Below are 21,793 nucleotides of genomic sequence, written 5' to 3'. Positions count from 1 at the left end.
GGGCCGAACGTACCGAGTCCTCCTCCGAGTTCTCCTGCGAGTCCTACTCCGAGAACGCCTTCGCGAAGGCTCCCGCGCTCTGCTCGACCCCGCTGCAGTTGGTCAACGCGTCGTCCGTGGCGGAGCCGTCCTCGCACTGCTGGTCGCGGAACGTCGACCACATGGACACCCAGGAGATGCCCTTCTCCTCGGCGAAGGTCCGCACCTGTGCCGCGTCCGCGAGCGAGAACGTCTCGTTGTCGACGTCGTTGGTGCCGATCATCGAGGTCAGCGCCATCCCCCTCCAGGCGTCGGCGTCCGTCGTCCCGAAGGCCGACTTGAGCTGCGCCTGCGCGGCCGTGGCCGAGGTGATCGCGTACCCGCCCATGTCGCCGGCGTACGACTCGCCGTAGTTCATCGTCATGAGGTTGACGGTGGAGACCTGGACGTCGTACTTGTTCGCGGACGCCAGCAGCGCCAGGCTGTCGGCGTCCAGCCCGGAGGGCATCACCGGCAGGGTGAAGGACACCTCGAGGTCCGGGCGTTCCTCCTGGAGGGCCGCGATCGCCTGGGAACGCAGGGCGACCGAGTCGGAGTCGGTCAGTTCGTCGCCCTCGATGTCGAAGTCGGCCTGGCTGGAGCCGGCCGCGTCGAGCGCCTCGCCGTACGCCTCCGTGAGCGCGGACACGCTGTCACAGGTCGCCGCGAGCTCCTTGCCGGAGGCCCCGCCGAACGAGACGCGCGCCGTGGCGCCCGACTCGGTCAGTGCCGCGATACGGGACTTCACGGCCGAGTCGCCTACCGCGTTCGTGCCGTTCCACTTCGGCGTACAACTGCTGCCGCTCGCGATGACGAACGCCAGGTTGTACGTCGTCGGCGAACCGGCCGAGTCGTTGGCATCGGCCTCCACCGCGCTCACGTAGGGCGCGTAGGAGGTGCCGGTACTCGACGATGTGGCGTCGGCCGATGGTGAGGGACTGTTCGCCTGTTCGCTCTCCGCGGGTGGTGCCGCGTCCGACGTGCCGTCGGACCCCGCGGAGCATCCTGTAACGGCCAGGGCGAACAGGCAGGTGACCCCGGCCATCGGCATCAGGAAACTCCTCATTGCGTATGCACCCGCTCTCGTGATTTCTGTCTCAGCATGGAAACAAAGCGTGTTTCCCAAATGGAAATGTCTCACAACCGGGCGGATCACGCGGGAACAGTGGACACACAGACAGTTCATGGAGATAACCGCGCAAAAGGTGATGAACACCCGCCCAAAAGGGATAATCAAACCTCCCATGACGGGCAGGCGGCGCGCAGGAGATTCGGGGATCTCTCAGGCAAGAGACAGGTTCACGTGTTTCTCATGGGTCTCTCACAAGCGACGCAGAGTTTGTGCCACATAAAGGCTCTCTAATATCCGTGGAATGCAATCCGAGCCTGCCATCGAAAGCCGTGCCGCCGCTCGCGGCAGCCGTCGCAGCCGCAAACGTGACGACGCCTCCGCCGAGGGGCCCGTGTTCGTTGACAACTCCGGGCGCAGGTCCAAGCTGCTGCGCCGGATCGGCCTCCTCATGGGGGTCGGCTGTCTTGTGTACGCCGTCGTCCTCGGCGCCGCCTTCATGGGATGGGGTACGTCCCTGACCCCGTCCTCCCTGCTGCCGTTCGGCAACGGAGGCCCGCGCGGCGCCCAGAACTCCGGCCCCGGCGGCGCCCAGCCGCAGGGCGGAACCGGCACCCCGCCCGCCATCCCCACCGGCACCCCGCCCTCGGGCGTCGCCACCGGCGAGCCGCCGAGTTCCGCCCCGACCGCGACCGCCTCCGCGGCCGCCAACTGACCGGAGTTCAGGCACTCCCATGACGACCACTTCCTCCCGGGGCCGCCGTCGCGCCCCGACCCGTATGTCGCGGGCGGCGGGCAAGGCCGCGGCGCTGCAGAAACCGCGTGTCATCCTCGCCCTGCTGCTCCTGCTCGCGCTGACCATGGTGATGCTCCTCGACGGCTATCTCCGCGCCGAGGTCGGTGGCGACCAGCGGGTGCGGACCGGGGCCAGCGCCGGCAAGGTGCCCGACAAGGTCCTCGACGGCGGTCCGATCCTGACCTTCCAGGGCGGCCAGGCCACCACGGTCTCGGTGCCGGACAAGACCATCGCGCTGACCTTCGACGACGGCCCGAACCCGACGTGGACGCCCCAGGTGCTGGAGATCCTCCGGAAGTACGAGGTGCCCGGCACGTTCTTCCTGGTCGGCTCGATGGTGTCGCGCTACCCGAGCATCGTGAAGGACATGGTCGACGAGGGCAACGAGGTGGGCATCCACACCTTCACGCACGTCGACCTCTCCTATCAGTCCGACGCCCGCGTCAACCGTGAGATGCAGCAGACGCAACTCGCGCTCGCGGGTGCGGCGGGCATCACGACGACGCTCTTCCGCGCCCCGTACTCCTCCGAGACGGACGCCATCGACAACTACAGCTGGCCCATCTACAAGAAGCTGGGCGAGGACGGCTACACCAGTGTCTTCGTCGACACGGACAGCGACGACTGGAAGAAGCCCGGCGTCTCGAAGATCATCAAGTGGGCCACGCCGGAGGACGGCAAGGGTGCGTCGGTGCTCTTCCACGACGCGGGCGGCGAGCGCTCGCAGACGATCAAGGCGCTGCCGACGTACATCAAGAAGATGAAGGCCGCGGGCTACACCTTCACCACCATCAGCGGTGTGCTGCAAAAGCAGAACGCCGCGGCCCGGCAGGCCTCCGGCACCGGTCAGCAGCAGACGGCGGGTACGGCCGGGGCCGGCGCGGCGACGGCGACCGCGGGAGGGACCGGAACCGAGGGGGCCACCGGCGAGCAGCCCGGTGACGTGCCCAACGGCGAAGGCGGCACCGGCGCGAACGGTGCGGCCGGTGAGACCGGCGGGACGGGCCAGACCATCAACCGGCTCCAGGCGGCCCACCGCGAGGCCACCGGCGTGACGCTCTACGAGGGCAAGGCCCTCATCGCCGCGGTCGCCCTCGCCGAGTGGACCGTACCGACGCTGTCGGTGGGGCTGATGATCGTCGGCGTGGCGGTCATGGGCCGGTTCGGGATGATGCTGATCCTGGCCCGCCGCCACTACAGAAAGCGCAACAAGCGCCGCTTCAGCTGGGGGGCGACCGTCACCCGGCCGGTCAGCGTGATCGTCCCGGCGTACAACGAGAAGGAGTGCATCGCCAACACCCTGAAGTCGCTGGCGAAGAGCACCCATCCGATCGAGATCATCATCGTGGACGACGGTTCGGACGACAACACGTCCGAGATATCGCGCGAGGCGGCGCGGGCCCTCGGTATGACGAACGTCCGGGTCATCCGGCAGGAGAACGCGGGCAAGCCGGCCGCCCTCAACAACGGTGTCCGCAGCGCCAGTTACGACATCGTCGTGATGATGGACGGCGACACCGTCTTCGAGCCGGACGCCGTGTTCCACCTGGTGCAGCCCTTCGCCGACCCGAAGGTCGGCGCGGTCGCCGGCAACGCCAAGGTCGGCAACCGCGACACGATCATCGGCGCCTGGCAGCACATCGAGTACGTGATGGGCTTCAACCTCGACCGCCGCATGTACGACCTGCTGCGCTGCATGCCGACCATCCCCGGCGCGATCGGCGCGTTCCGCCGCGAGGCCGTGCTCGAGGTCGGCGGCATGAGCGAGGACACCCTCGCCGAGGACACCGACATCACCATCGCCATGCACCGCGGGGGCTGGCAGGTCGTCTACCAGGAGCACGCCAAGGCCTGGACGGAGGCGCCCGGCTCGCTGAAGCAGTTGTGGTCCCAGCGCTACCGCTGGTCCTACGGCACCATGCAGGCGCTCTGGAAGCACCGCAAGTCCCTGACGGACAAGGGACCTTCGGGCCGCTTCGGCCGGGTGGGCATGCCGCTCGTGGTGCTCTTCCAGATCATCACGCCGGTCTTCGCCCCGCTCATCGACGTGTTCACGATCTACTCGATGATCTTCGTCGACTTCCAGGCCGCCCTGCTGGCCTGGCTCGCGGTCCTCGGCGTGCAGCTGGGCTGCGCGGCCTACGCGTTCCGCCTGGACCGCGAGAAGTACCGCTACCTGCTGATGATGCCGCTCCAGCAGCTGGCCTACCGCCAGATGATGTACCTCGTCCTCATCCACTCCTGCATCACCGCCCTCACCGGCGGCCGCCTGCGCTGGCAGAAGCTGAAGCGCACCGGTGAGGTCGGCACCCCCGCCGGGGCGAGCTGATGAGCTGGGAGCAGCAGAGCTTCGGCCCTGGCCGCGGTCAGGGCCAGGGCCAGGGCGGGGGCCCGGGGCAGGGGTACGGCCACGAGAACGGCCAGTCGCCGTCGTACGCGTACGGATACGGGTACGGGTACGACGGATACGGGCAGCAGCCGTACCCGCAGCAGCCCTGTCCCCAGCAGCCCCATCCCCAGCAGTACGGGCAGCAGCCCTACCCGCAGCAGCCGTATCCGCAGGAGCCCTATCCGCAGGAGCACGCGGATCACGGGCAGCACGCGGAGTACGGGCAGGGCGTCGCCGTCGAGGAGACGGCGACCCTGCCGGCGGTGGACGCGGACCGCGCGGACCACGCGGACCCGGGCCTCGACCCTCTGACGGAGTCCGAGGCTCCGGCACCCCTCGCCGAAGAGGTGGCGCAGGAGTCTCCGTCCTCGTCCGGGCCCGCCGCTCCCCAGCGCGACCGCTACTTCGACACCCTGCGGGCCCTCGCCCTCATCCGTGTCGTCGCCTATCACACCTTCGGCTGGGCCTGGGCGGGCATGATCTTCCCCTCCATGGGGATCATGTTCGGCCTGGCCGGCACCCTGATGGCGAAGTCCCTGGAGCGTCCGGCGCCGAAGGTGGTGAGGAGCCGCTTCCGCCGGCTCCTCCCGCCCTTCTGGTTCTGGGGCGTCTTCGTCGTCCTGGCGATGCTCATCCACGACTGGATGCCGGGCTGGGAGATCGTCTACTGGGTGGTGCCGCTCGGCGACCCGCCGGGCAACCCCTGGGGTCAGCAGGCCTGGGAGATCCTCTGGTACCTGCGGACGTACCTCTGGTTCGTCCTGCTCTCCCCCCTCCTGCTGCGTTTGTTCCGGCTGGCCCCGGTCCCCGTGCTGGCGCTCTCCCTCGCGCCGATCCTGGTGCTGACCTTCGTCTGGGCGGGCCCGGACAACCGTGCCGGCACCGCGATGTGGGACCTGTCGACGTACCTGTTCTGCTGGCTGCTCGGCTTCGCGCATCGCGACGGCGTCCTCCAGCGCATGAAGCCGGCCCTGGTGGTCGTGGTGTCGCTCGCGGCGATCGGGTTCGGCGGCTGGTACGCCCTCACGCACCAGGCCGAGTTCGGCACCTACGACCTCGACGAGGACCCCCTCGCGCAGGCGTTCTGGTCGGCGGGCTTCGTGATGCTGCTGATGTGGGCGAAGGCGTACTTCGGGATCGACTTCGCCTGGCTCACCCGCTTCCGGCGCACGAACCGGATCGTCACCGTCTTCAACGCGCGCGCGGTGACGATCTATCTCTGGCACGAGATCGCGCTGATCCTGGCCGTGCCGCTGATCGACCGGTTCTGGGACGTTCCCGCGTTCGAGACGTACCTGCCGCTGGAGAGCCAGTGGTTCATGTTCGGCGTGGGCTGGCTGCTGATCGCGGTGTTCGTGCTGCTCTGCGGGTGGGTGGAGGACGTCGCGGCACGCAAGAAGCCGAGGCTCCTGCCGTGAGCCGTCGCTGAGGGGGCTGCCACAATGGGCGGGTGACCCGTGCTTCCCTGAACAAGCAGCCCCACGAAGTCGCCTCGATGTTCGACCGCGTGGCGGAACGGTACGACCTGACCAACGACGTCCTGTCGCTCGGCCAGGACCGGAGGTGGCGCAAGGAGGTCGCGAAGGCGGTCGACGCCCGCCCCGCCCAGAAGGTCCTGGACCTCGCCGCGGGTACGGCGACCTCCTCCCTCCCGTTCGCGCGGACGGGCGCCTATGTCGTCCCGTGCGACTTCTCCCTCGGCATGCTCCAGGTCGGGAAGAGGAACCACACCTGGCTGCCCTTCACCGCCGGGGACGCCACGCGACTGCCCTTCAAGGACGACGTCTTCGACGCCGTCACCATCTCCTTCGGCCTGCGCAACGTGCAGGACTTCGACGCGGGTCTGCGGGAGATGTACCGGGTGACCCGGCCCGGCGGCCGTGTCGTGATCTGCGAGTTCTCGCACCCGACCTGGGCGCCGTTCCGGACGGTCTACACCGAGTACCTGATGCGCGCGCTGCCCCCGGTCGCCCGCGCGGTCTCCTCCAACCCGGACGCCTACGTCTACCTCGCCGAGTCCATCCGCGCCTGGCCTGACCAGCCCGCTCTCGCCGAGCACCTGCGCAAGGCAGGCTGGTCGAAGGTCGCCTGGCGCAACCTGACGGGCGGCGTGGTGACCCTGCACCGGGGCTTCAAGGAGGCCTGAGGCAGCGGCTCGGGTGGCGGGAACGGCCCGGTCAGGCCGCCCCCGGCTACCCGGTGATCGCCTCGAAGGGACGTCCGGACCGGTCCAGCTCGCGCTGCAGCCCGCCCCCGCCCGGGCGGGGCACCCGAGGCTCGCGCACGCCCGCGCCTCCGCCGCCCTCGCCTTCGCCGAACTCGAACCACACGGTGACGACGGCGCCGCGCGGCACCTCGACCCCGGGCGGAGGGTACTGCCGTACGACGTAGTCCACGACCGCGCGGTGGAACTCGGGCCGGTCGGGTGCGGCCAGCAGCACGCCCTGCGCCGCGGCCGCCTCGCGCGCGTCCACGGCCATCAGACCGACGAGCCTCGGTACGCGCACATCGGGTGTCTTGGGTGGTATGAGCACAAATGTCACCCCCCAGCGGTACTGGAAGGGTAACCGCCCGGGGGTGTCGCCCGGAAGTGCCAGGTGTCTTTCTGTAGCCAACAACTACGGAGAGTGACCAGCCTCTTCGTGGGTGGAGGCCGCCGAGGTCACCAGGCGAGGCGGTAGCAGCGCCCCTCCCGCTGCGGCTCCGGTGTCGTGAAGACCTCCGCGAGCCGCATGCCCAGCCGCTCCGTGACGGCGATGGACCGCGCGTTGCGCGCGTCGACCATGGCCACCACCCCCGGCACCCCGGCCGCTCGCACCCGCTCCAGCGTCATCTGCGCGGCCGCCGTCACATACCCCTTCCCCCAGTGCTCCCGCCCGAGCCGCCACCCGATCTCGATCTCGCCCCGGGGACCCCACTCCTGCGGCCACGGCTGGGCGCCCGTGAACCCGATGACCCGGTCGTCCCGGTCCAGCATCGTCCACAGACAGAAGCCGTGCTCGGCGTCGTGCCGGCGCTGGCGGGCGGTGAGCTCCTCGTAGGCGGACAGCTCCGCGGACCGGCCGCCGTGGAACTCCATCACGTCCGGGTCGTCGAAGACCCGGTGCCAGGTGACCGCGTCCTCGTCCGTGGGGACACGCAGCCGTACTACGGGGAGAGCTCGGTTCACGGGGCAACCCTTCAGCCGGTTGATCAATTCTGCTGAATAGACTGCCCATGTCCAGTGCCGGTCGGCACGAAGATTCCGAACTTGGGGAGATCCCGCCGTGACCGCCGTGAACGAGCTCCTCTCCGAAAACACCGCCGACGTGATCGTTGTCGGCGCGGGGCCGAGCGGCTCCACGACCGCGTACTACCTCGCCAAGGCCGGACTCGACGTACTCCTCCTGGAGAAGACCGAGTTCCCGCGCGAGAAGGTGTGCGGCGACGGCCTCACCCCGCGAGCCACCAAGCAGCTCGTGGCCATGGGCATCGACATCTCCGAGGAGGCCGGCTGGCTGCGCAACAAGGGCCTGCGCATCATCGGCGGCGGGGTCCGCCTCCAGCTGGACTGGCCGGATCTCGCCTCCTTCCCCGACTACGGACTCGTCCGCAAGCGGGACGACTTCGACGAACAGCTCGCCCGCCAGGCCCAGAAGGCGGGCGCCCGCCTCTACGAGCGCTGCAACGTCGGGGCGCCGATCGTCGACGACCGCACCGGCCGCATCACGGGCGTGCACGCCAAGCTGGGCGAGGAGAAACGCGAAGTCACCTTCCGCGCCCCGCTCGTGGTGGCCGCCGACGGCAACTCCAGCCGACTCTCGCTGGCGATGGGTCTGCACCGCCGGGAGGACCGTCCGATGGGCGTCGCGGTCCGCACCTACTTCACCTCCCCGCGCCACGAGGACGACTACCTGGAGTCCTGGCTGGAACTGTGGGACCGCCGCGGCCCGGGCGAGGACCGCCTGCTGCCGGGCTACGGCTGGATCTTCGGCATGGGCGACGGGACGTCGAACGTCGGCCTGGGCGTGCTGAACACCTCCGACTCCTTCAAGGAGCTCGACTGGCGCGAGGTCCTCAAGGCCTGGTGCGCTTCCATGCCGGAGGACTGGGGTTACACCCCCGAAAACATGACCGGTCCGATCCGCGGCGCCGCTCTGCCCATGGCCTTCAACCGCAAGCCCCACTACACCAAGGGCCTGCTGCTGGTCGGCGACGCCGGCGGTCTGGTGAACCCCTTCAACGGCGAGGGCATCGCCTACGCCATGGAGTCCGGGCAGATCGTCGCCGACGTCATCGTGCAGGCTCACGCCCGCGCCACTCCTGCCCAGCGCGAACTGGCCCTGCAGCGCTACCCGCAGGTCCTCGCGGACACCTACGGCGGCTACTACACGCTGGGCCGGGCCTTCGTGAAGCTCATCGGCAACCCGAAGGTCATGAAGATCGCGACCCAGCGCGGCCTGTCCCACCCGTTGCTGATGAAGTTCACCCTGAAGATGCTCGCCAACCTGACGGACCCCACCGGCGGCGACGCGATGGACCGCATCATCAACGGACTGAGCAAGGTGGCCCCGAAAGCCTGACCACAGCTCCCCGACCACGGCTCCCCGACTACGGCTGGGCCTCCTGCGGAACGGGAGCACGGGCGGACCGGCGCGAAGACTTCTTCCCGCCGGTCCGCCCTCCGGCGCGTCCTTGCGGCCGCCGCTGGAGACCCGGCCCGCCGCGGGACTGACGGCGTATCCGACAAGTCGGGACATCACGCTTGATGTACCGCCAACTCGGCCCGTCCGGCGACGCGGAGAGGCCGGCAGGCGCGACCAGCGGACCGGCCGACGCGCCCGTGCGCGCTCACGCGGCCGCCCGGAGCGCCCAGGAGCCGGCTGGACCGGCTGGACGGCCTCTACGCGCGTCCTGGGGCCGCTGAAGGCGGCTGCGGCGCGCCCTGGAGGCCTCTCGAGGCGGCAGGGCGTGTGTCCTGGAGGCGGGCGGTCTGCCCGCGCCAGCCCGCGGAAGCGGCGCGCGGAACCGCGGCGCGTACCGGCAGTGCCCGAAGGGCCGCTGCCCCCGAGCGGCTGCGGCCCTTGCGTGCGTGAGGTGCCCTCAGGGGCACCAGGGGGTGTCAGAGCACCCGCACCGCGCCGGTCGGCGGGTCGTACGACAGCGGCTTCTCGGCCACACCGGTGGACGGGTTCTGCGCGCCGACGAACATGCCGTCGCCCACGTACACCGCCACGTGGTACGCGCTGCCCGCGCTTCCCCAGTAGAGGATGTCGCCCGGCAGCAGGTTGTCCAGCGACACCTGGGTGCCGAAGGTCGACTGGTCCTGCGAGACGCGCGGAAGGTCGACGCCGACCTGCTTGAAGGCGGTCTGCATGAGACCCGAGCAGTCCCAGGAGTTCGGGCCGGTGCCGCCGGAGACGTACGCGTCGCCGATCTGCGCCTTCACGAAGGCGATGACGGCCGCGGCCGAACCGGTCGCCGTGGAGCTGCTGGTGCTGTCGGAGCTGCTGCTGGACGCCGTGGTGAGCGTGGTCCGCTCGGCGGCGCGCGTGGCTCGCTCGGCGGCGGCCTTGCGGGCGGCCTCGGCCTTCTGCTTCGCCTCGGCCTTGGCGTGGGCGAGGTCCTTCTTGGCTTCCTTGGCGGCCGCGGCGGATGCCGCGTCGCGCTCGGCCTGGAGCTGGTAGTTCGCCGCCGCCTGCTGCGTGGCCTGAGCGGACTGCGCGACCTGGGCGGCCAGGTCGCCCGTGAGGACGGGCAGTTCGAGCGTCTGCGTCACCGGCTCGGCGGCGTTGGCCGTGCCGGCTGCTGTGGCGACGGCCAGCGTGCCGAGGACACCACTGGCGACTCCGGCCCGCATCGCGATCGTCGACGCGCTGCGGCGGGGTTTCCGGTGGCTGCGTATGTGAGCGGTGAGGGACATGGGTACAAGCGGTATCAGGGGCTCCTCCATACCTTCAAGAAACGTGTGCTGCGCCACAGTTGTTCAACGGGCGCCCCAAATTCCCTGACCTGGGTTCTTTATTGACGCCGTAACGGACATTGCGGACGCAGGTGATCAAGCCTGTGATCATGCACTTTCGTCGTTACGCCCGGATTGCCCGCCACCTACCACCGGTTGAGACGGTTGGCCAAGCCCGGTTCTTAGGCGCCTCTCACGGATGTGGCGCAGGTCACGGAACGGTTACCCCGGCGGCCGCGTCTCGCGCGTCCGGTGCGGCGGCCTCCGCTTGTGAACGCGTGCACGCGTCCACACCTCTCCTCCGCCTCCCTCTGATGTGTGAACGCGTGCCTCTATCAGGGCTCCGCGTCCATCACCAATTTGCATGCAAGGGAAGCCTCTTGATATGGAGACGACCCTCGATTCCTACGGTGACGAGCGCAAATGTCACTTCTTGTGATCACTCTGGCGCTTCGCGTATGAAGATCATCGTCGATACGACTTCATGATCCTTCGTCAGGTGGTGGAGATCACAAAGCTTGTGTAATACCCCGTGTCGCAGATCACAGAGCGGCGGGCATAGGATGCGAGGCAGTTGGGCTTGTGACCTGCTTCACATGTTCGCGATCTTCGCCGGGACGGGCGGGGTTCGCGGTACCTGGGGTCGCGGAGTCCGACGTCATCGCCAGCAGTCAGTGCCGACTGAGAGGAGCGAGGAGCGGTGAACGCGTATGCGCCCATCCTCGTACTGGGAGCCCTCGGGGCAGGCTTTGCGATCTTCTCCGTGGTCATGGCCACGCTGATCGGGCCGAAGCGGTACAACCGCGCCAAGCTCGAGGCCTATGAGTGCGGAATCGAGCCGACCCCCACGCCGGCCGGCGGCGGGCGCTTCCCCATCAAGTACTACCTGACGGCGATGCTCTTCATCGTCTTCGACATCGAGATCGTCTTCCTCTACCCCTGGGCCGTCACCTTCGACGCCCTGGGTGTTTTCGGGCTCGTGGAGATGTTGCTCTTCGTGCTCACCGTCTTCGTCGCGTACGCGTACGTATGGCGGCGCGGCGGCCTGGAATGGGACTGAGGGGCCTTTAGCCATGGGACTCGAAGAAAAGCTGCCGAGCGGATTCCTGCTGACCACCGTCGAGCAGGCCGCCGGCTGGGTGCGCAAGGCGTCCGTCTTCCCCGCCACGTTCGGCCTCGCCTGCTGTGCCATCGAGATGATGACCACCGGCGCCGGCCGCTACGACCTGGCGCGCTTCGGTATGGAGGTCTTCCGGGGTTCGCCCCGTCAGGCGGACCTGATGATCGTCGCCGGCCGGGTGAGCCAGAAGATGGCGCCGGTGCTCCGGCAGGTCTACGACCAGATGCCGAACCCCAAGTGGGTCATCTCCATGGGCGTGTGCGCCTCCTCCGGCGGCATGTTCAACAACTACGCGATCGTCCAGGGCGTCGACCACATCGTGCCCGTCGACATCTACCTCCCGGGCTGCCCGCCGCGCCCCGAGATGCTGATGGACGCGATCCTCAAGCTCCACCACAAGATCCAGAACGCCAAGCTCGGCGTGAACGCCGAGGAGGCGGCCCGTGAGGCGGAGGAAGCGGCTCTCAAGGCCCTGCCCATGATCGAGATGAAGGGGCTGCTGCGGTGAGCGACGCGAACGGCACCCACGGCGCGAACGGGTCCTCGAACGGGGGTAACGGCACGAACGGCGTGAACCCCGAGAAGGATCTCTCCGCCTCCAACCTCCCCGGCCAGCGCGGCCAGGGCGGCGAGGAGGTCCGCGTCCAGCGCGGGATGTTCGGCGCCAGCAACGGCGGCGACACCTCCGGATACGGCGGCCTGGTCCGCTCCGTCCGGCTCCCGGGAGCGGCGAGCCGGCCCTACGGAGGCTGGTTCGACGAGGTCGCCGACGAACTCGAGGGCGCACTGGAGGAGCAGGGTCTGCTCCCCGCCAACGCGATCGAGAAGACGGTCGTCGACCGCGACGAGCTCACGTTCCACATCGAACGCGAGCACCTGCCGCGGGTCGCCCGCACCCTGCGCGACGACCCGGCCCTGCGCTTCGAGCTCTGCACCGGCGTCAGCGCCGTGCACTACCCGAACGACAAGGGCCGCGAGCTGCATGCGGTCTACCACCTGCGCTCGATCACCCACAACCGGCTGATCCGGCTGGAGGTCAGCGCCCCGGACGCCGACCCGCACATCTCGTCCCTGGTCTCCGTGTATCCCACGAACGACTGGCACGAACGCGAGACGTACGACTTCTTCGGGCTCGTCTTCGACGGTCACCCGGCCCTGACGCGGATCATGATGCCGGACGACTGGCAGGGCCACCCGCAGCGCAAGGACTACCCCCTCGGCGGCATCCCCGTCGAGTACAAGGGCGCCCAGATCCCGGCTCCGGACCAGCGGAGGTCGTACTCATGAGCACGCAGTCAGCATCCGCCCGTGAGACCACCGAGGGCGCTGTATATACGGTCACCGGTGGCGACTGGGACGAGGTCGTCCAGTCCGCGACCCGCGCCGACGACGAGCGCATCATCGTCAACATGGGTCCCCAGCACCCCTCCACTCACGGGGTGCTCCGCCTCATCCTGGAGATCGAGGGCGAGACGGTCACCGAGGCCCGCTGCGGCATCGGCTACCTCCACACCGGCATCGAGAAGAACCTCGAGTACCGCACGTGGACGCAGGGCACCACGTTCGTGACGCGCATGGACTACCTGACGTCCTTCTTCAACGAGACCGCCTACTGTCTCGCCGTCGAGAAGCTCCTCGGTGTCGAGGACCAGATCACCGAGCGAGCCAAGATCATCCGGGTGCTCCTGATGGAGCTGAACCGGTTGTCCTCCCACCTGGTGTGCATCGCCACCGGCGGCATGGAACTCGGCGCCACCACGATCATGATCTACGGATTCCGTGATCGTGAAATGATTCTCGACATCTACGAGCTCATCACGGGCCTGCGGATGAACCACGCGTACATCCGCCCCGGCGGACTCGCCCAGGACCTGCCGCCCGGCGCGGTGGACCAGATCCGCGAGTTCGTGAAGAAGATGAAGAAGAACCTTCCCGAGTACGACAAGCTCGCCACCGGGAACCCCATCTTCAAGGCCCGTATGCAGGACGTCGGGTATCTCGACCTGGCCGGCTGCATGGCCCTCGGCGCCACCGGCCCGATCCTGCGGTCCACCGGCCTCCCGCACGACCTGCGCAAGGCGCAGCCGTACTGCGACTACGAGACATACGACTTCGATGTCCCGACCGCGGACTCCTGCGACTCCTACGGCCGCTTCCTCGTCCGTCTGGAAGAGATGCGCCAGTCGCTGCGGATCGTCGAGCAGTGCCTGGACCGGCTCCAGCCCGGCCCCGTCATGATCGCCGACCGGAAGATCGCCTGGCCGGCCCAGCTCGCCCTGGGCCCCGACGGCCTCGGCAACTCCCTGGACCACATCAAGAAGATCATGGGCACCTCCATGGAGGCCCTGATCCACCACTTCAAGCTGGTGACCGAGGGATTCCGCGTCCCGCCGGGACAGGCGTACGCGGCCGTCGAGTCACCCAAGGGCGAACTCGGGGTGCACGCCGTCTCCGACGGAGGCACCCGCCCTTACCGGGTCCACTTCCGGGACCCGTCCTTCACCAACCTTCAGGCCATGGCAGCGATGTGCGAGGGCGGCCAGGTCGCCGACGTCATCGTCGCCGTCGCCTCCATCGACCCCGTAATGGGAGGCGTCGACCGGTGACCACCTCTTCTTCCGAGCGGGGCGTCAGCCTGGGCATGCCCGATCTGCCGGCGCCCGCCTACCCGGACGACGTCCGGGCCCGGCTGGAGGCGGACGCGCGCGAGATCATCGCCCGCTACCCCGACTCCCGGTCCGCGCTCCTGCCGTTGCTGCATCTCGTGCAGTCGGAGGAGGGGCACGTCACGCGCACCGGGATGCGGTTCTGCGCCGACGTGCTGGAACTGACCACGGCCGAGGTCACCGCGGTCGCCACCTTCTACTCCATGTACCGGCGCCGCCCCAGCGGCGACTACCAGGTGGGGGTCTGCACCAACACGCTGTGTGCGGTGATGGGCGGCGACGCGATCTTCGAGGAGCTCCAGGAGCACCTGGGCATCGGCAACGGCGAGACCACCGACGACGGCAAGATCACCCTGGAGCACATCGAGTGCAACGCGGCCTGTGACTTCGCGCCGGTGGTGATGGTCAACTGGGAGTTCTTCGACAACCAGACCGTGCAGAGCGCCAAGCGCCTGGTGGACGACCTGCGGATCGGTCACACGGTCTCGCCGACGCGCGGTGCGCCGCTGTGCACCTTCAAGGAGACCGCCCGGATCCTGGCGGGCTTCCCCGACGAGCGGGACGGGGCCGTCGAGGCGAGCGGCAGTGCGGGACCGGCGTCGCTGGTGGGTCTTCGCCTGGCAAGGGGAGAGACCGCACCCGCGCGCGTGGTCCACCCGCGGGACGGCGGGCCGCACGACCAACCGCAGGACCGGGTGGTGCACGAGCCGTCGCCCGCGGAGCACCAGAGTTCGCACGACGCGCCTCAGGACACGTCGGCCTCCGACCCGGCTCACCCGGCAGGGCCTACCGCCGAGGAGGGGGAGTGATGACCTTGGCACCCGAGTTGAAAGGCAACAGCCCGGAGAAGCTGCTCGCACCCGTGCTGTCGGCCTTCTGGGACGAGGACCGGTCCTGGAGTCTGGACGTCTACCGAAGGCACGAAGGGTACGAGGGCCTCCGCAAGGCGCTCGCCATGTCGCCGGACGACCTGATCGCGTACGTCAAGGACTCCGGTCTGCGCGGGCGCGGCGGCGCGGGATTCCCGACGGGAATGAAATGGCAGTTCATTCCCCAGGGTGATGGAAAGCCGCACTATCTAGTTGTCAACGCCGACGAATCGGAGCCCGGGACCTGCAAGGACATCCCGCTCCTCTTCGCGAACCCGCATAGCCTCATCGAGGGCATTGTGATCGCGTGTTATGCCATCAGGTCGTCTCATGCCTTCATCTATCTGCGTGGTGAAGTCGTCCCCGTTCTGCGGCGGTTGCACGAGGCCGTGCGCGAGGCCTACGCGGCCGGCTACCTCGGCGAGAACATCCTGGGCAGCGGACTCGACCTCGAACTCACCGTGCACGCCGGCGCCGGCGCGTACATCTGCGGTGAGGAGACCGCGCTGCTCGACTCGCTCGAAGGCCGCCGTGGTCAACCGCGGCTGCGCCCTCCTTTCCCGGCTGTCGCGGGCCTCTACGCGTGCCCGACTGTGGTGAATAACGTCGAGTCGATCGCGTCGGTTCCCGCGATTCTGCAAAACGGCAAAGAATGGTTCAGGTCGATGGGAAGCGAGAAGTCCCCGGGCTTCACGCTCTACTCGCTCAGCGGCCACGTCGCCGGCCCCGGCCAGTACGAGGCCCCGCTCGGCATCACCCTCCGCCAGCTCCTCGAGATGAGCGGCGGCATGCGACCCGGGCACCGGCTCAAGTTCTGGACACCGGGCGGCTCCTCGACGCCGATGTTCACCGAGGAGCACCTCGACGTCCCTCTCGACTACGAAGGAGTGGGTGCCGCGGGTTCCATGCTCGGCACCAAAGCTCTCCAGTGCTTCGACGAGACGACCTGCGTCGTGCGGGCAGTCACCCGGTGGACCGAGTTCTACGCCCACGAGTCCTGCGGCAAGTGCACCCCGTGCCGTGAGGGAACGTACTGGCTCGTGCAGTTGCTGCGGGACATCGAGGCCGGCAAGGGAGCCCTCTCCGACCTCGACAAGCTCAACGACATCGCCGACAACATCAACGGCAAGTCCTTCTGCGCCCTCGGCGACGGCGCCGCCTCGCCGATCTTCTCCTCGCTCAAGTACTTCCGCGAGGAGTACGAGCAGCACATCACGGGCCGCGGCTGCCCCTTCGACCCGGCCAAGTCGACGGTCTGGGCGGACAAGCACACGGAGGTGAACGCATGACGGTGACCACCAGCGCTCCCTCCGGAGGCGGCGAGGCGGCGGTCCCGCCGGAGGATCTCGTGACGCTGACGATCGACGGCGCCGAGATCAGCGTGCCCAAGGGCACCCTGGTCATCCGGGCCGCCGAGCAACTCGGCATCGAGATCCCGCGCTTCTGCGACCATCCCCTCCTCGATCCGGTCGGCGCGTGCCGGCAGTGCATCGTCGAGGTCGAGGGCCAGCGCAAGCCGATGGCGTCCTGCACGATCACGTGCACCGACGGCATGGTGGTGAAGACCCAGCTCAGCTCACCGGTGGCCGAGAAGGCACAGCACGGTGTGATGGAGCTGCTCCTCATCAACCACCCGCTGGACTGCCCGGTCTGCGACAAGGGCGGCGAGTGCCCGCTGCAGAACCAGGCTGTGTCGCACGGCCAGGCCGAGTCCCGCTTCGAGGGCAGGAAACGGACGTACGAGAAGCCCCTGCCGATCTCCACACAGGTGCTGCTCGACCGTGAGCGGTGCGTGCTGTGCGCGCGCTGCACCCGGTTCTCCAACCAGGTGGCCGGCGACCCGATGATCGAACTGATCGAGCGGGGTGCGCTCCAGCAGGTGGGGACGGGTGAGGGCGACCCCTTCGAGTCGTACTTCTCCGGAAACACCATCCAGATCTGCCCGGTCGGCGCGCTGACCTCGGCGGCGTACCGATTCCGCTCCCGGCCCTTCGACCTGGTCTCCTCGCCGTCGGTCTGCGAGCACTGCTCCGGTGGCTGCGCCACGCGCACCGACCACCGACGCGGCAAGGTCATGCGGCGTCTGGCCGCCAACGACCCCGAGGTCAACGAGGAGTGGATCTGCGACAAGGGGCGGTTCGCGTTCCGGTACCCGCAGCAGCGGGACCGGCTCGCTACGCCTCTGGTGCGTGACGCCGAGGGTGATCTCGTACCGGCCTCCTGGCCGGAGGCGCTGCAGATCGCGGCTCAGGGTCTGCTGGCGTCGCGTGGCAGGACCGGCGTGCTGATCGGTGGCCGCCTGACCATCGAGGACGCCTACGCGTACAGCAAGTTCACGCGCGTGGCGCTCGACACCAACGACATCGACTTCCGCGCGCGCGTGCACAGCGGTGAGGAGGCCGACTTCCTGGCCGCCCACGTCGCGGGGCGCGGCCGTGACCTCGACGGTACGGGCGTCACGTACACCTTCCTGGAGAAGGCGCCCGCCGTCCTGCTCGTCGGGTTCGAGTCGGAGGAGGAGGCGCCCGGCGTCTTCCTGAGGCTGCGCAAGGCCTGGCGCAAGCACGGGCAGCGGGTGTTCTCGCTGGCCACGCACGCGACCCGGGGCCTGGAGAAGGCGGGCGGCACGCTGCTGTCGGCCGCCCCCGGCACCGAGACGGAGTGGCTGGACGCGCTCGCGGGCGGCGTCGGCCTGGAGGACGCGGGCGGCAAGGCCGCCGAGGCGCTCCGCGCCGAGGGCGCCGTGATCGTCGTCGGGGAGCGGCTGGCCGGTGTGGCCGGCGGTCTCACCGCCGCCGTGCGGGCCGCCTCGGCGACCGGCGCCCGACTGGTGTGGATTCCGCGCCGGGCGGGCGAGCGGGGTGCGATCGAGGCGGGCGCGCTGCCGTCGCTGCTGCCGGGCGGCCGTCCGGCCACCGACCCGCGCGCGCGTGAGGAGGTCGCCGCGGCCTGGGGCCTGGCCGGCCTGCCGCACCGCTACGGGCGCGACACCGGGCAGATCGTCGAGGCCGCCGCGGCCGGCGAACTTCAGGCGCTGCTCGTCGCGGGCGTGGAGGTCGCGGACCTGCCCGACCCGGCACGCGCGCGTGCGGCGCTCGCCGAGGCCGGCTTCGTCGTGTCGCTGGAGCTGCGGCCAGGCGAGGTCACCGAGCACGCCGATGTGGTCCTCCCTGTGGCCGCGGTCGCCGAGAAGGCCGGCGCCTTCCTGAACTGGGAGGGCCGGGTCCGCTTCTTCGAGGCGGCACTGAAGCCCGACCAGATGACGCGCCGTGCGGCGCCCGCCGACGCGCGCGTGCTCCAGATGCTCGCCGACGCCATGGACGTCCACCTCGGCCTGCCCGACCTGCGCACCGCGCGCACGGAGCTCGACCGGCTCGGCGCGTGGGACGGTCCGAGGGCCTCCGAGCCCCACGAGAGCGCCGCTCAGCTGCCCCGCCCCGCCGCGGGGGAGGCCGTCCTCGCAGGCCACCGCCTGCTGCTCGACCAGGGCGTCCTCCAGCAGGGCGACGAGGCGCTCGCCGGGACCCGACACGCCGCACGCGCGCGTGTGTCGCCCGCGACGGCCGCCGAGGCGGGCGTCAAGGACGGCGACGTGCTCGCCGTGACCGGCCCCGCCGGGGTCGTCGAACTGCCGCTCCGGATCACCGAGATGCCCGACCGGGTGGTCTGGCTTCCGTTGAACTCCACCGGCCGGGGCGTCGCCTCCGACGCCGGGGCCGTCCCCGGCTCGCTCGTCCGCATCGGCCCGGCGAAGCTCGACGCCGCCGCTCCCCAGGAGGTGGAGGCATGAGCCCGTACCTCGCCGCTGAAGACCTCTCGATGTTCGGCCACGACCCCTGGTGGCTGGTCGTCGTCAAGGCGGTCTTCTGCTTCGCCTTCCTGATGGTGACCGTGCTGTTCTCCATCGTCTGGGAACGCAAGGTCGTCGCCTGGATGCAGTTGCGCGTCGGCCCCAACCGGCACGGCCCCTGGGGCATGCTCCAGTCGCTCGCCGACGGCGTCAAACTGATGCTGAAGGAAGACCTGATCGTCAAGCGCGCGGACAAGGTGGTGTACGTCCTCGCGCCGATCATCGCGGCCATCCCGGCCTTCATGGCGATCGCCGTGATCCCCTTCGGCCCGGCCGGCAACGAGGTCTCGATCTTCGGCCAGCGCACCACGATGCAGCTGACCGACCTGCCGATCGCGATGCTCTACATTCTCGCGGTCGCCTCGATCGGCATCTACGGCATCGTGCTGGCGGGCTGGAGTTCCGGCTCCACCTACCCGCTGCTGGGCGGCCTGCGGTCCTGCGCGCAGATGATCTCCTACGAGATCGCCATGGGCGCCGCGTTCGCCTCCGTGTTCCTCTACTCGGGGTCGATGTCGACGTCGACGATCGTCGAGCAGCAGCACGACCGCTGGTACATCCTGCTGCTGCCGGTCTCCTTCATCCTCTACATCGTCACGATGGTCGGCGAGACCAACCGCGCCCCCTTCGACATGCCGGAGTCCGAGGGCGACCTGGTCGGCGGCTTCAACACCGAGTACTCGTCGATCAAGTTCGCGCTCTTCATGCTCGCCGAGTACGTGAACATGGTGACGGTCTCCGCGGTGTCGACCACGCTCTTCCTCGGCGGCTGGCGGGCCCCCTGGCCGATCAGCACCTTCTGGGAGGGCGCGAACCACGGCTGGTGGCCGATGCTCTGGTTCGTCGTCAAGGTGCAGCTGCTGCTGTTCTTCTTCATCTGGCTGCGCGGCACGCTTCCCCGCGTCCGCTACGACCAGTTGATGAAGCTCGGCTGGAAGGTCCTGATCCCCGTGTCGGTGACCTGGCTGATGCTCGTCGCGACCGTACGGACCCTGCGCAACGAGAACTACGACTTCGCCGAGATCGCTCTCTACGTCTGCGGCGGAGTCCTGGTCCTGTTGCTGCTGTCCTTCATCGCGGACATGTTCCGCAACGCGGGCAAGGAGGCAAAGGCTCCCGCCGAGCCCGCCGGCTTCGACCCGATGGCGGGCGGATTCCCCGTACCGCCGCTGCCCGGCCAGGAGTTGCCGCCCGTGCCCAGGCGCCGCCCGCGGCAGGAGCGAGAGCTCATTGTCAGTGGTGGGGTGGACACTGTGAGTGACGGATCGCTGGATGGAAAGGAGGCGTCCGATGGCTGAGGAGCCCAAGGAGACCAAGCCCGGTTTCCAGAACCCCGTGGCCGGCTTCGCCGTGACCTTCAAGGCCATGTTCAAGAAGCGGCTGACCGAGCAGTACCCGGAGCAGGAGAAGACCACAGCTCCCCGGTTCCACGGACGGCACCAGCTCAACCGCCATCCGGACGGCCTGGAGAAGTGCGTCGGCTGCGAGCTGTGCGCCTGGGCCTGCCCCGCCGACGCCATCTACGTCGAGGGCGCGGACAACACCGACGAGGAGCGCTACTCCCCGGGCGAGCGGTACGGGCGCGTCTACCAGATCAACTACGCCCGCTGCATCCTGTGCGGCCTGTGCATCGAGGCATGCCCCACGCGCGCGTTGACGATGACCAACGAGTTCGAGCTCGCCGACTCCAGTCGCGCCAACCTGATCTACACCAAGGAACAACTGCTCGCCGGCCTCGAAGAGGGCATGGTCGACTCGCCCCACGCGATCTACCCGGGCACGGACGAACAGGACTACTACCGGGGCCTGGTGACGGAGGCGGCGCCCGGCACGGAACAGCAGCCGGCCGTCTCCAAGGGCGAGGGGCCGCAGGATGCCGCCGCCACGTCCGGTCCGGACGAGCCGGCGTCGCAGGAGGTGATCGGCCGATGAGCGCGCAACTCGCCGCCTACTCCACCTCGACCGGCGAGGCCTTCCAGTTCTGGGTGCTCGGCACCGTCGCGGTGATCGGCGCCCTGTGCACCGTCTTCATGAAGAGGGCCGTGCACAGCGCGCTCTGTCTCGCCGGCACCATGATCGTTCTGGCGGTGTTCTATCTCGCCAACGGCGCCTACTTCCTGGGCATCGTGCAGATCGTCGTCTACACCGGCGCGATCATGATGCTGTTCCTGTTCGTGGTGATGCTCGTCGGCGTCACCGCGGCGGACTCCCTGAAGGAGACCATCAAGGGCCAGCGCTGGCTGGCCCTCGTCAGTGGCCTCGGCTTCGGCATCCTGCTGATCGCCGGCATCGGCAACGCCTCCCTGACGGAGTTCAGCGGCCTCACCGAGGCGAACGCGAACGGCAACGTGGAGGGCCTCGCCGCCCTCATCTTCACCAAGTACGTCTTCGCCTTCGAAATCACCGGCGCCCTGCTCATCACGGCCACCGTCGGCGCCATGGTGCTCACCCACCGCGAGCGCACCGAACGGGCCAAGACCCAGCGTGAGCTGGCCGAACAGCGGGTCCGTGAGGGCAAGCACCTGCCGCCGCTGCCGGCGCCCGGTGTGTACGCGCGGCACAACGCCGTGGACGTCCAGGGCCTGCTGCCCGACGGCACCCCGTCCGAGCTCACGGTCAGCAAGACGCTGCGCGAGCGCGGTCAGATCCGGGACGTGTCCGCCGAGGCGCTGAACGACCTCAAGGCCCTGGAACAGCGCGCGGAGGAGCGCCTGGAGCGGACCGCCATCGAGCCGCCACACCTGAAGCGGACCGAGGAGGCATCGAAGTGAACCCCGTCAACTACCTCTACCTCGCGGCCCTGTTGTTCACGATCGGTGCGACAGGCGTGCTGATCAGGCGCAACGCGATCGTCGTCTTCATGTGTATCGAGCTCATGCTCAACGCCTGCAACCTCGCGTTCGTCACCTTCTCCCGGATGCACGGCAATCTCGACGGCCAGATCATCGCCTTCTTCACGATGGTCGTCGCCGCCGCGGAGGTCGTGGTCGGACTCGCGATCATCGTGTCGCTGTTCCGTTCCCGCCACTCGGCCTCGGTCGACGACGCCAGCCTGATGAAGCTGTAAGGGGTCGG

General features: G+C 69.0%; 20 protein-coding genes. 16 read left to right on the top strand and 4 right to left on the bottom strand.

Annotated features, from left to right (window positions below; all coding sequences use genetic code 11):
* Nucleotides 1-43: 43 nt before the first annotated feature.
* Nucleotides 44-1,084, bottom strand: a complete 1,041-nt coding sequence (locus tag OG440_RS15340; protein ID WP_406007386.1) for a chitinase — start codon at nucleotides 1,082-1,084, stop codon at nucleotides 44-46.
* A 307-nt stretch (nucleotides 1,085-1,391) separates the two neighbouring features.
* Here OG440_RS15340 and OG440_RS15335 point away from each other — a divergent pair, with 307 nt between their 5' ends.
* The 4 genes from OG440_RS15335 to OG440_RS15320 are packed head-to-tail and all read left to right on the top strand — an operon-like array spanning nucleotide 1,392 to nucleotide 6,418.
* Nucleotides 1,392-1,802, top strand: a complete 411-nt coding sequence (locus OG440_RS15335) for a hypothetical protein (protein WP_406007385.1) — start codon at nucleotides 1,392-1,394, stop codon at nucleotides 1,800-1,802.
* A 19-nt stretch (nucleotides 1,803-1,821) separates the two neighbouring features.
* On the top strand, nucleotides 1,822-4,212 hold the full coding sequence (locus OG440_RS15330; protein ID WP_406007384.1) for a bifunctional polysaccharide deacetylase/glycosyltransferase family 2 protein: 2,391 nt from the start codon (nucleotides 1,822-1,824) through the stop codon (nucleotides 4,210-4,212).
* Nucleotides 4,212-5,690, top strand: a complete 1,479-nt coding sequence (locus tag OG440_RS15325) for an acyltransferase (RefSeq protein ID WP_406007383.1) — start codon at nucleotides 4,212-4,214, stop codon at nucleotides 5,688-5,690. Before OG440_RS15330 ends, OG440_RS15325 begins: the two co-directional genes overlap by 1 nt.
* A gap of 32 nt (nucleotides 5,691-5,722) precedes the next feature.
* Nucleotides 5,723-6,418: a demethylmenaquinone methyltransferase gene (locus OG440_RS15320; RefSeq protein ID WP_406007382.1), complete on the top strand. Its 696-nt coding sequence runs from the start codon at nucleotides 5,723-5,725 to the stop codon at nucleotides 6,416-6,418.
* Between the two features lie 46 nt (nucleotides 6,419-6,464).
* On the opposite strand, the gene OG440_RS15315 is transcribed toward OG440_RS15320, so the two are convergent.
* A complete protein-coding gene (locus OG440_RS15315; RefSeq protein WP_406011364.1) occupies nucleotides 6,465-6,752 on the bottom strand; it encodes a PASTA domain-containing protein in 288 nt (95 codons plus the stop codon).
* A gap of 182 nt (nucleotides 6,753-6,934) precedes the next feature.
* Nucleotides 6,935-7,441 carry a GNAT family N-acetyltransferase gene (locus OG440_RS15310; protein WP_406007381.1) on the bottom strand — a complete coding sequence of 169 codons (507 nt, stop codon included), beginning with the start codon at nucleotides 7,439-7,441 and terminating at the stop codon, nucleotides 6,935-6,937.
* 106 nt (nucleotides 7,442-7,547) lie between these two features.
* Between OG440_RS15310 and OG440_RS15305 the strand changes: the two genes are divergently transcribed.
* A complete protein-coding gene (locus tag OG440_RS15305) occupies nucleotides 7,548-8,834 on the top strand; it encodes a geranylgeranyl reductase family protein (protein ID WP_406011363.1) in 1,287 nt (428 codons plus the stop codon).
* Nucleotides 8,835-9,373: 539 nt separating this feature from the next.
* Here the strand turns inward: OG440_RS15305 and OG440_RS15300 are convergent.
* On the bottom strand, nucleotides 9,374-10,174 hold the full coding sequence (locus OG440_RS15300; protein WP_406007380.1) for a C40 family peptidase: 801 nt from the start codon (nucleotides 10,172-10,174) through the stop codon (nucleotides 9,374-9,376).
* Between the two features lie 739 nt (nucleotides 10,175-10,913).
* On the opposite strand from OG440_RS15300, the gene OG440_RS15295 reads away from it, so the two are divergent.
* From OG440_RS15295 to nuoK, 11 genes are read left to right on the top strand one after another with little or no spacing between them, the layout of a single operon-like run.
* A complete protein-coding gene (locus tag OG440_RS15295) occupies nucleotides 10,914-11,273 on the top strand; it encodes an NADH-quinone oxidoreductase subunit A (protein ID WP_007383963.1) in 360 nt (119 codons plus the stop codon).
* Nucleotides 11,274-11,286: 13 nt separating this feature from the next.
* Nucleotides 11,287-11,841: an NADH-quinone oxidoreductase subunit B family protein gene (locus OG440_RS15290; RefSeq protein ID WP_328480343.1), complete on the top strand. Its 555-nt coding sequence runs from the start codon at nucleotides 11,287-11,289 to the stop codon at nucleotides 11,839-11,841.
* Entirely contained in the window at nucleotides 11,838-12,620 is a 783-nt protein-coding gene (locus OG440_RS15285; RefSeq protein ID WP_406007379.1) for an NADH-quinone oxidoreductase subunit C, read from the top strand. The genes OG440_RS15290 and OG440_RS15285 overlap by 4 nt, the downstream gene beginning before the upstream one ends.
* Entirely contained in the window at nucleotides 12,617-13,939 is a 1,323-nt protein-coding gene (locus OG440_RS15280) for an NADH-quinone oxidoreductase subunit D (protein ID WP_406007378.1), read from the top strand. The genes OG440_RS15285 and OG440_RS15280 overlap by 4 nt, the downstream gene beginning before the upstream one ends.
* Entirely contained in the window at nucleotides 13,936-14,808 is an 873-nt protein-coding gene (gene nuoE, locus OG440_RS15275) for an NADH-quinone oxidoreductase subunit NuoE (protein ID WP_406007377.1), read from the top strand. The genes OG440_RS15280 and nuoE overlap by 4 nt, the downstream gene beginning before the upstream one ends.
* Nucleotides 14,805-16,157, top strand: coding sequence for an NADH-quinone oxidoreductase subunit NuoF (nuoF, locus tag OG440_RS15270; RefSeq protein ID WP_406007376.1), 1,353 nt, complete (start codon nucleotides 14,805-14,807; stop codon nucleotides 16,155-16,157). The genes nuoE and nuoF overlap by 4 nt, the downstream gene beginning before the upstream one ends.
* The gene (locus OG440_RS15265; protein WP_406007375.1) at nucleotides 16,154-18,658 is read left to right on the top strand and encodes an NADH-quinone oxidoreductase subunit G; all 2,505 of its coding nucleotides are present in this window, start codon (nucleotides 16,154-16,156) and stop codon (nucleotides 18,656-18,658) included. Before nuoF ends, OG440_RS15265 begins: the two co-directional genes overlap by 4 nt.
* Nucleotides 18,655-20,016, top strand: coding sequence for an NADH-quinone oxidoreductase subunit NuoH (gene nuoH, locus OG440_RS15260; RefSeq protein ID WP_406007374.1), 1,362 nt, complete (start codon nucleotides 18,655-18,657; stop codon nucleotides 20,014-20,016). Before OG440_RS15265 ends, nuoH begins: the two co-directional genes overlap by 4 nt.
* Entirely contained in the window at nucleotides 20,009-20,650 is a 642-nt protein-coding gene (nuoI, locus tag OG440_RS15255; protein ID WP_406007373.1) for an NADH-quinone oxidoreductase subunit NuoI, read from the top strand. Before nuoH ends, nuoI begins: the two co-directional genes overlap by 8 nt.
* Nucleotides 20,647-21,489, top strand: coding sequence for an NADH-quinone oxidoreductase subunit J (locus OG440_RS15250; RefSeq protein WP_406007372.1), 843 nt, complete (start codon nucleotides 20,647-20,649; stop codon nucleotides 21,487-21,489). The genes nuoI and OG440_RS15250 overlap by 4 nt, the downstream gene beginning before the upstream one ends.
* On the top strand, nucleotides 21,486-21,785 hold the full coding sequence (gene nuoK / locus OG440_RS15245) for an NADH-quinone oxidoreductase subunit NuoK (protein WP_020130147.1): 300 nt from the start codon (nucleotides 21,486-21,488) through the stop codon (nucleotides 21,783-21,785). Before OG440_RS15250 ends, nuoK begins: the two co-directional genes overlap by 4 nt.
* The last annotated feature ends 8 nt before the right edge of the window (nucleotides 21,786-21,793 follow it).

The organism is Streptomyces sp. NBC_00637, assembly GCF_045161545.1.
Classification (GTDB): Bacteria; Actinomycetota; Actinomycetes; order Streptomycetales; family Streptomycetaceae; genus Streptomyces.
Note: the sequence above shows the minus strand (reverse complement) of the source record. Positions and strands in the feature narration are given on the sequence as shown.

Excerpts from the sequence above, each read along its gene's own strand:
- OG440_RS15340 (WP_406007386.1), bottom strand. The coding sequence starts at position 1,084 with ATGAGGAGTTTCCTGATGCCGATGGCCGGGGTCACCTGCCTGTTCGCC.
- OG440_RS15335 (WP_406007385.1), top strand. The coding sequence starts at position 1,392 with ATGCAATCCGAGCCTGCCATCGAAAGCCGTGCCGCCGCTCGCGGCAGC.
- OG440_RS15330 (WP_406007384.1), top strand. The coding sequence starts at position 1,822 with ATGACGACCACTTCCTCCCGGGGCCGCCGTCGCGCCCCGACCCGTATG.
- OG440_RS15325 (WP_406007383.1), top strand. The coding sequence starts at position 4,212 with ATGAGCTGGGAGCAGCAGAGCTTCGGCCCTGGCCGCGGTCAGGGCCAG.
- OG440_RS15315 (WP_406011364.1), bottom strand. The coding sequence starts at position 6,752 with ATGGCCGTGGACGCGCGCGAGGCGGCCGCGGCGCAGGGCGTGCTGCTG.
- OG440_RS15300 (WP_406007380.1), bottom strand. The coding sequence starts at position 10,174 with ATGTCCCTCACCGCTCACATACGCAGCCACCGGAAACCCCGCCGCAGC.
- OG440_RS15290 (WP_328480343.1), top strand. The coding sequence starts at position 11,287 with ATGGGACTCGAAGAAAAGCTGCCGAGCGGATTCCTGCTGACCACCGTC.
- OG440_RS15280 (WP_406007378.1), top strand. The coding sequence starts at position 12,617 with ATGAGCACGCAGTCAGCATCCGCCCGTGAGACCACCGAGGGCGCTGTA.
- OG440_RS15265 (WP_406007375.1), top strand. The coding sequence starts at position 16,154 with ATGACGGTGACCACCAGCGCTCCCTCCGGAGGCGGCGAGGCGGCGGTC.
- nuoH (WP_406007374.1), top strand. The coding sequence starts at position 18,655 with ATGAGCCCGTACCTCGCCGCTGAAGACCTCTCGATGTTCGGCCACGAC.
- nuoI (WP_406007373.1), top strand. The coding sequence starts at position 20,009 with ATGGCTGAGGAGCCCAAGGAGACCAAGCCCGGTTTCCAGAACCCCGTG.
- OG440_RS15250 (WP_406007372.1), top strand. The coding sequence starts at position 20,647 with ATGAGCGCGCAACTCGCCGCCTACTCCACCTCGACCGGCGAGGCCTTC.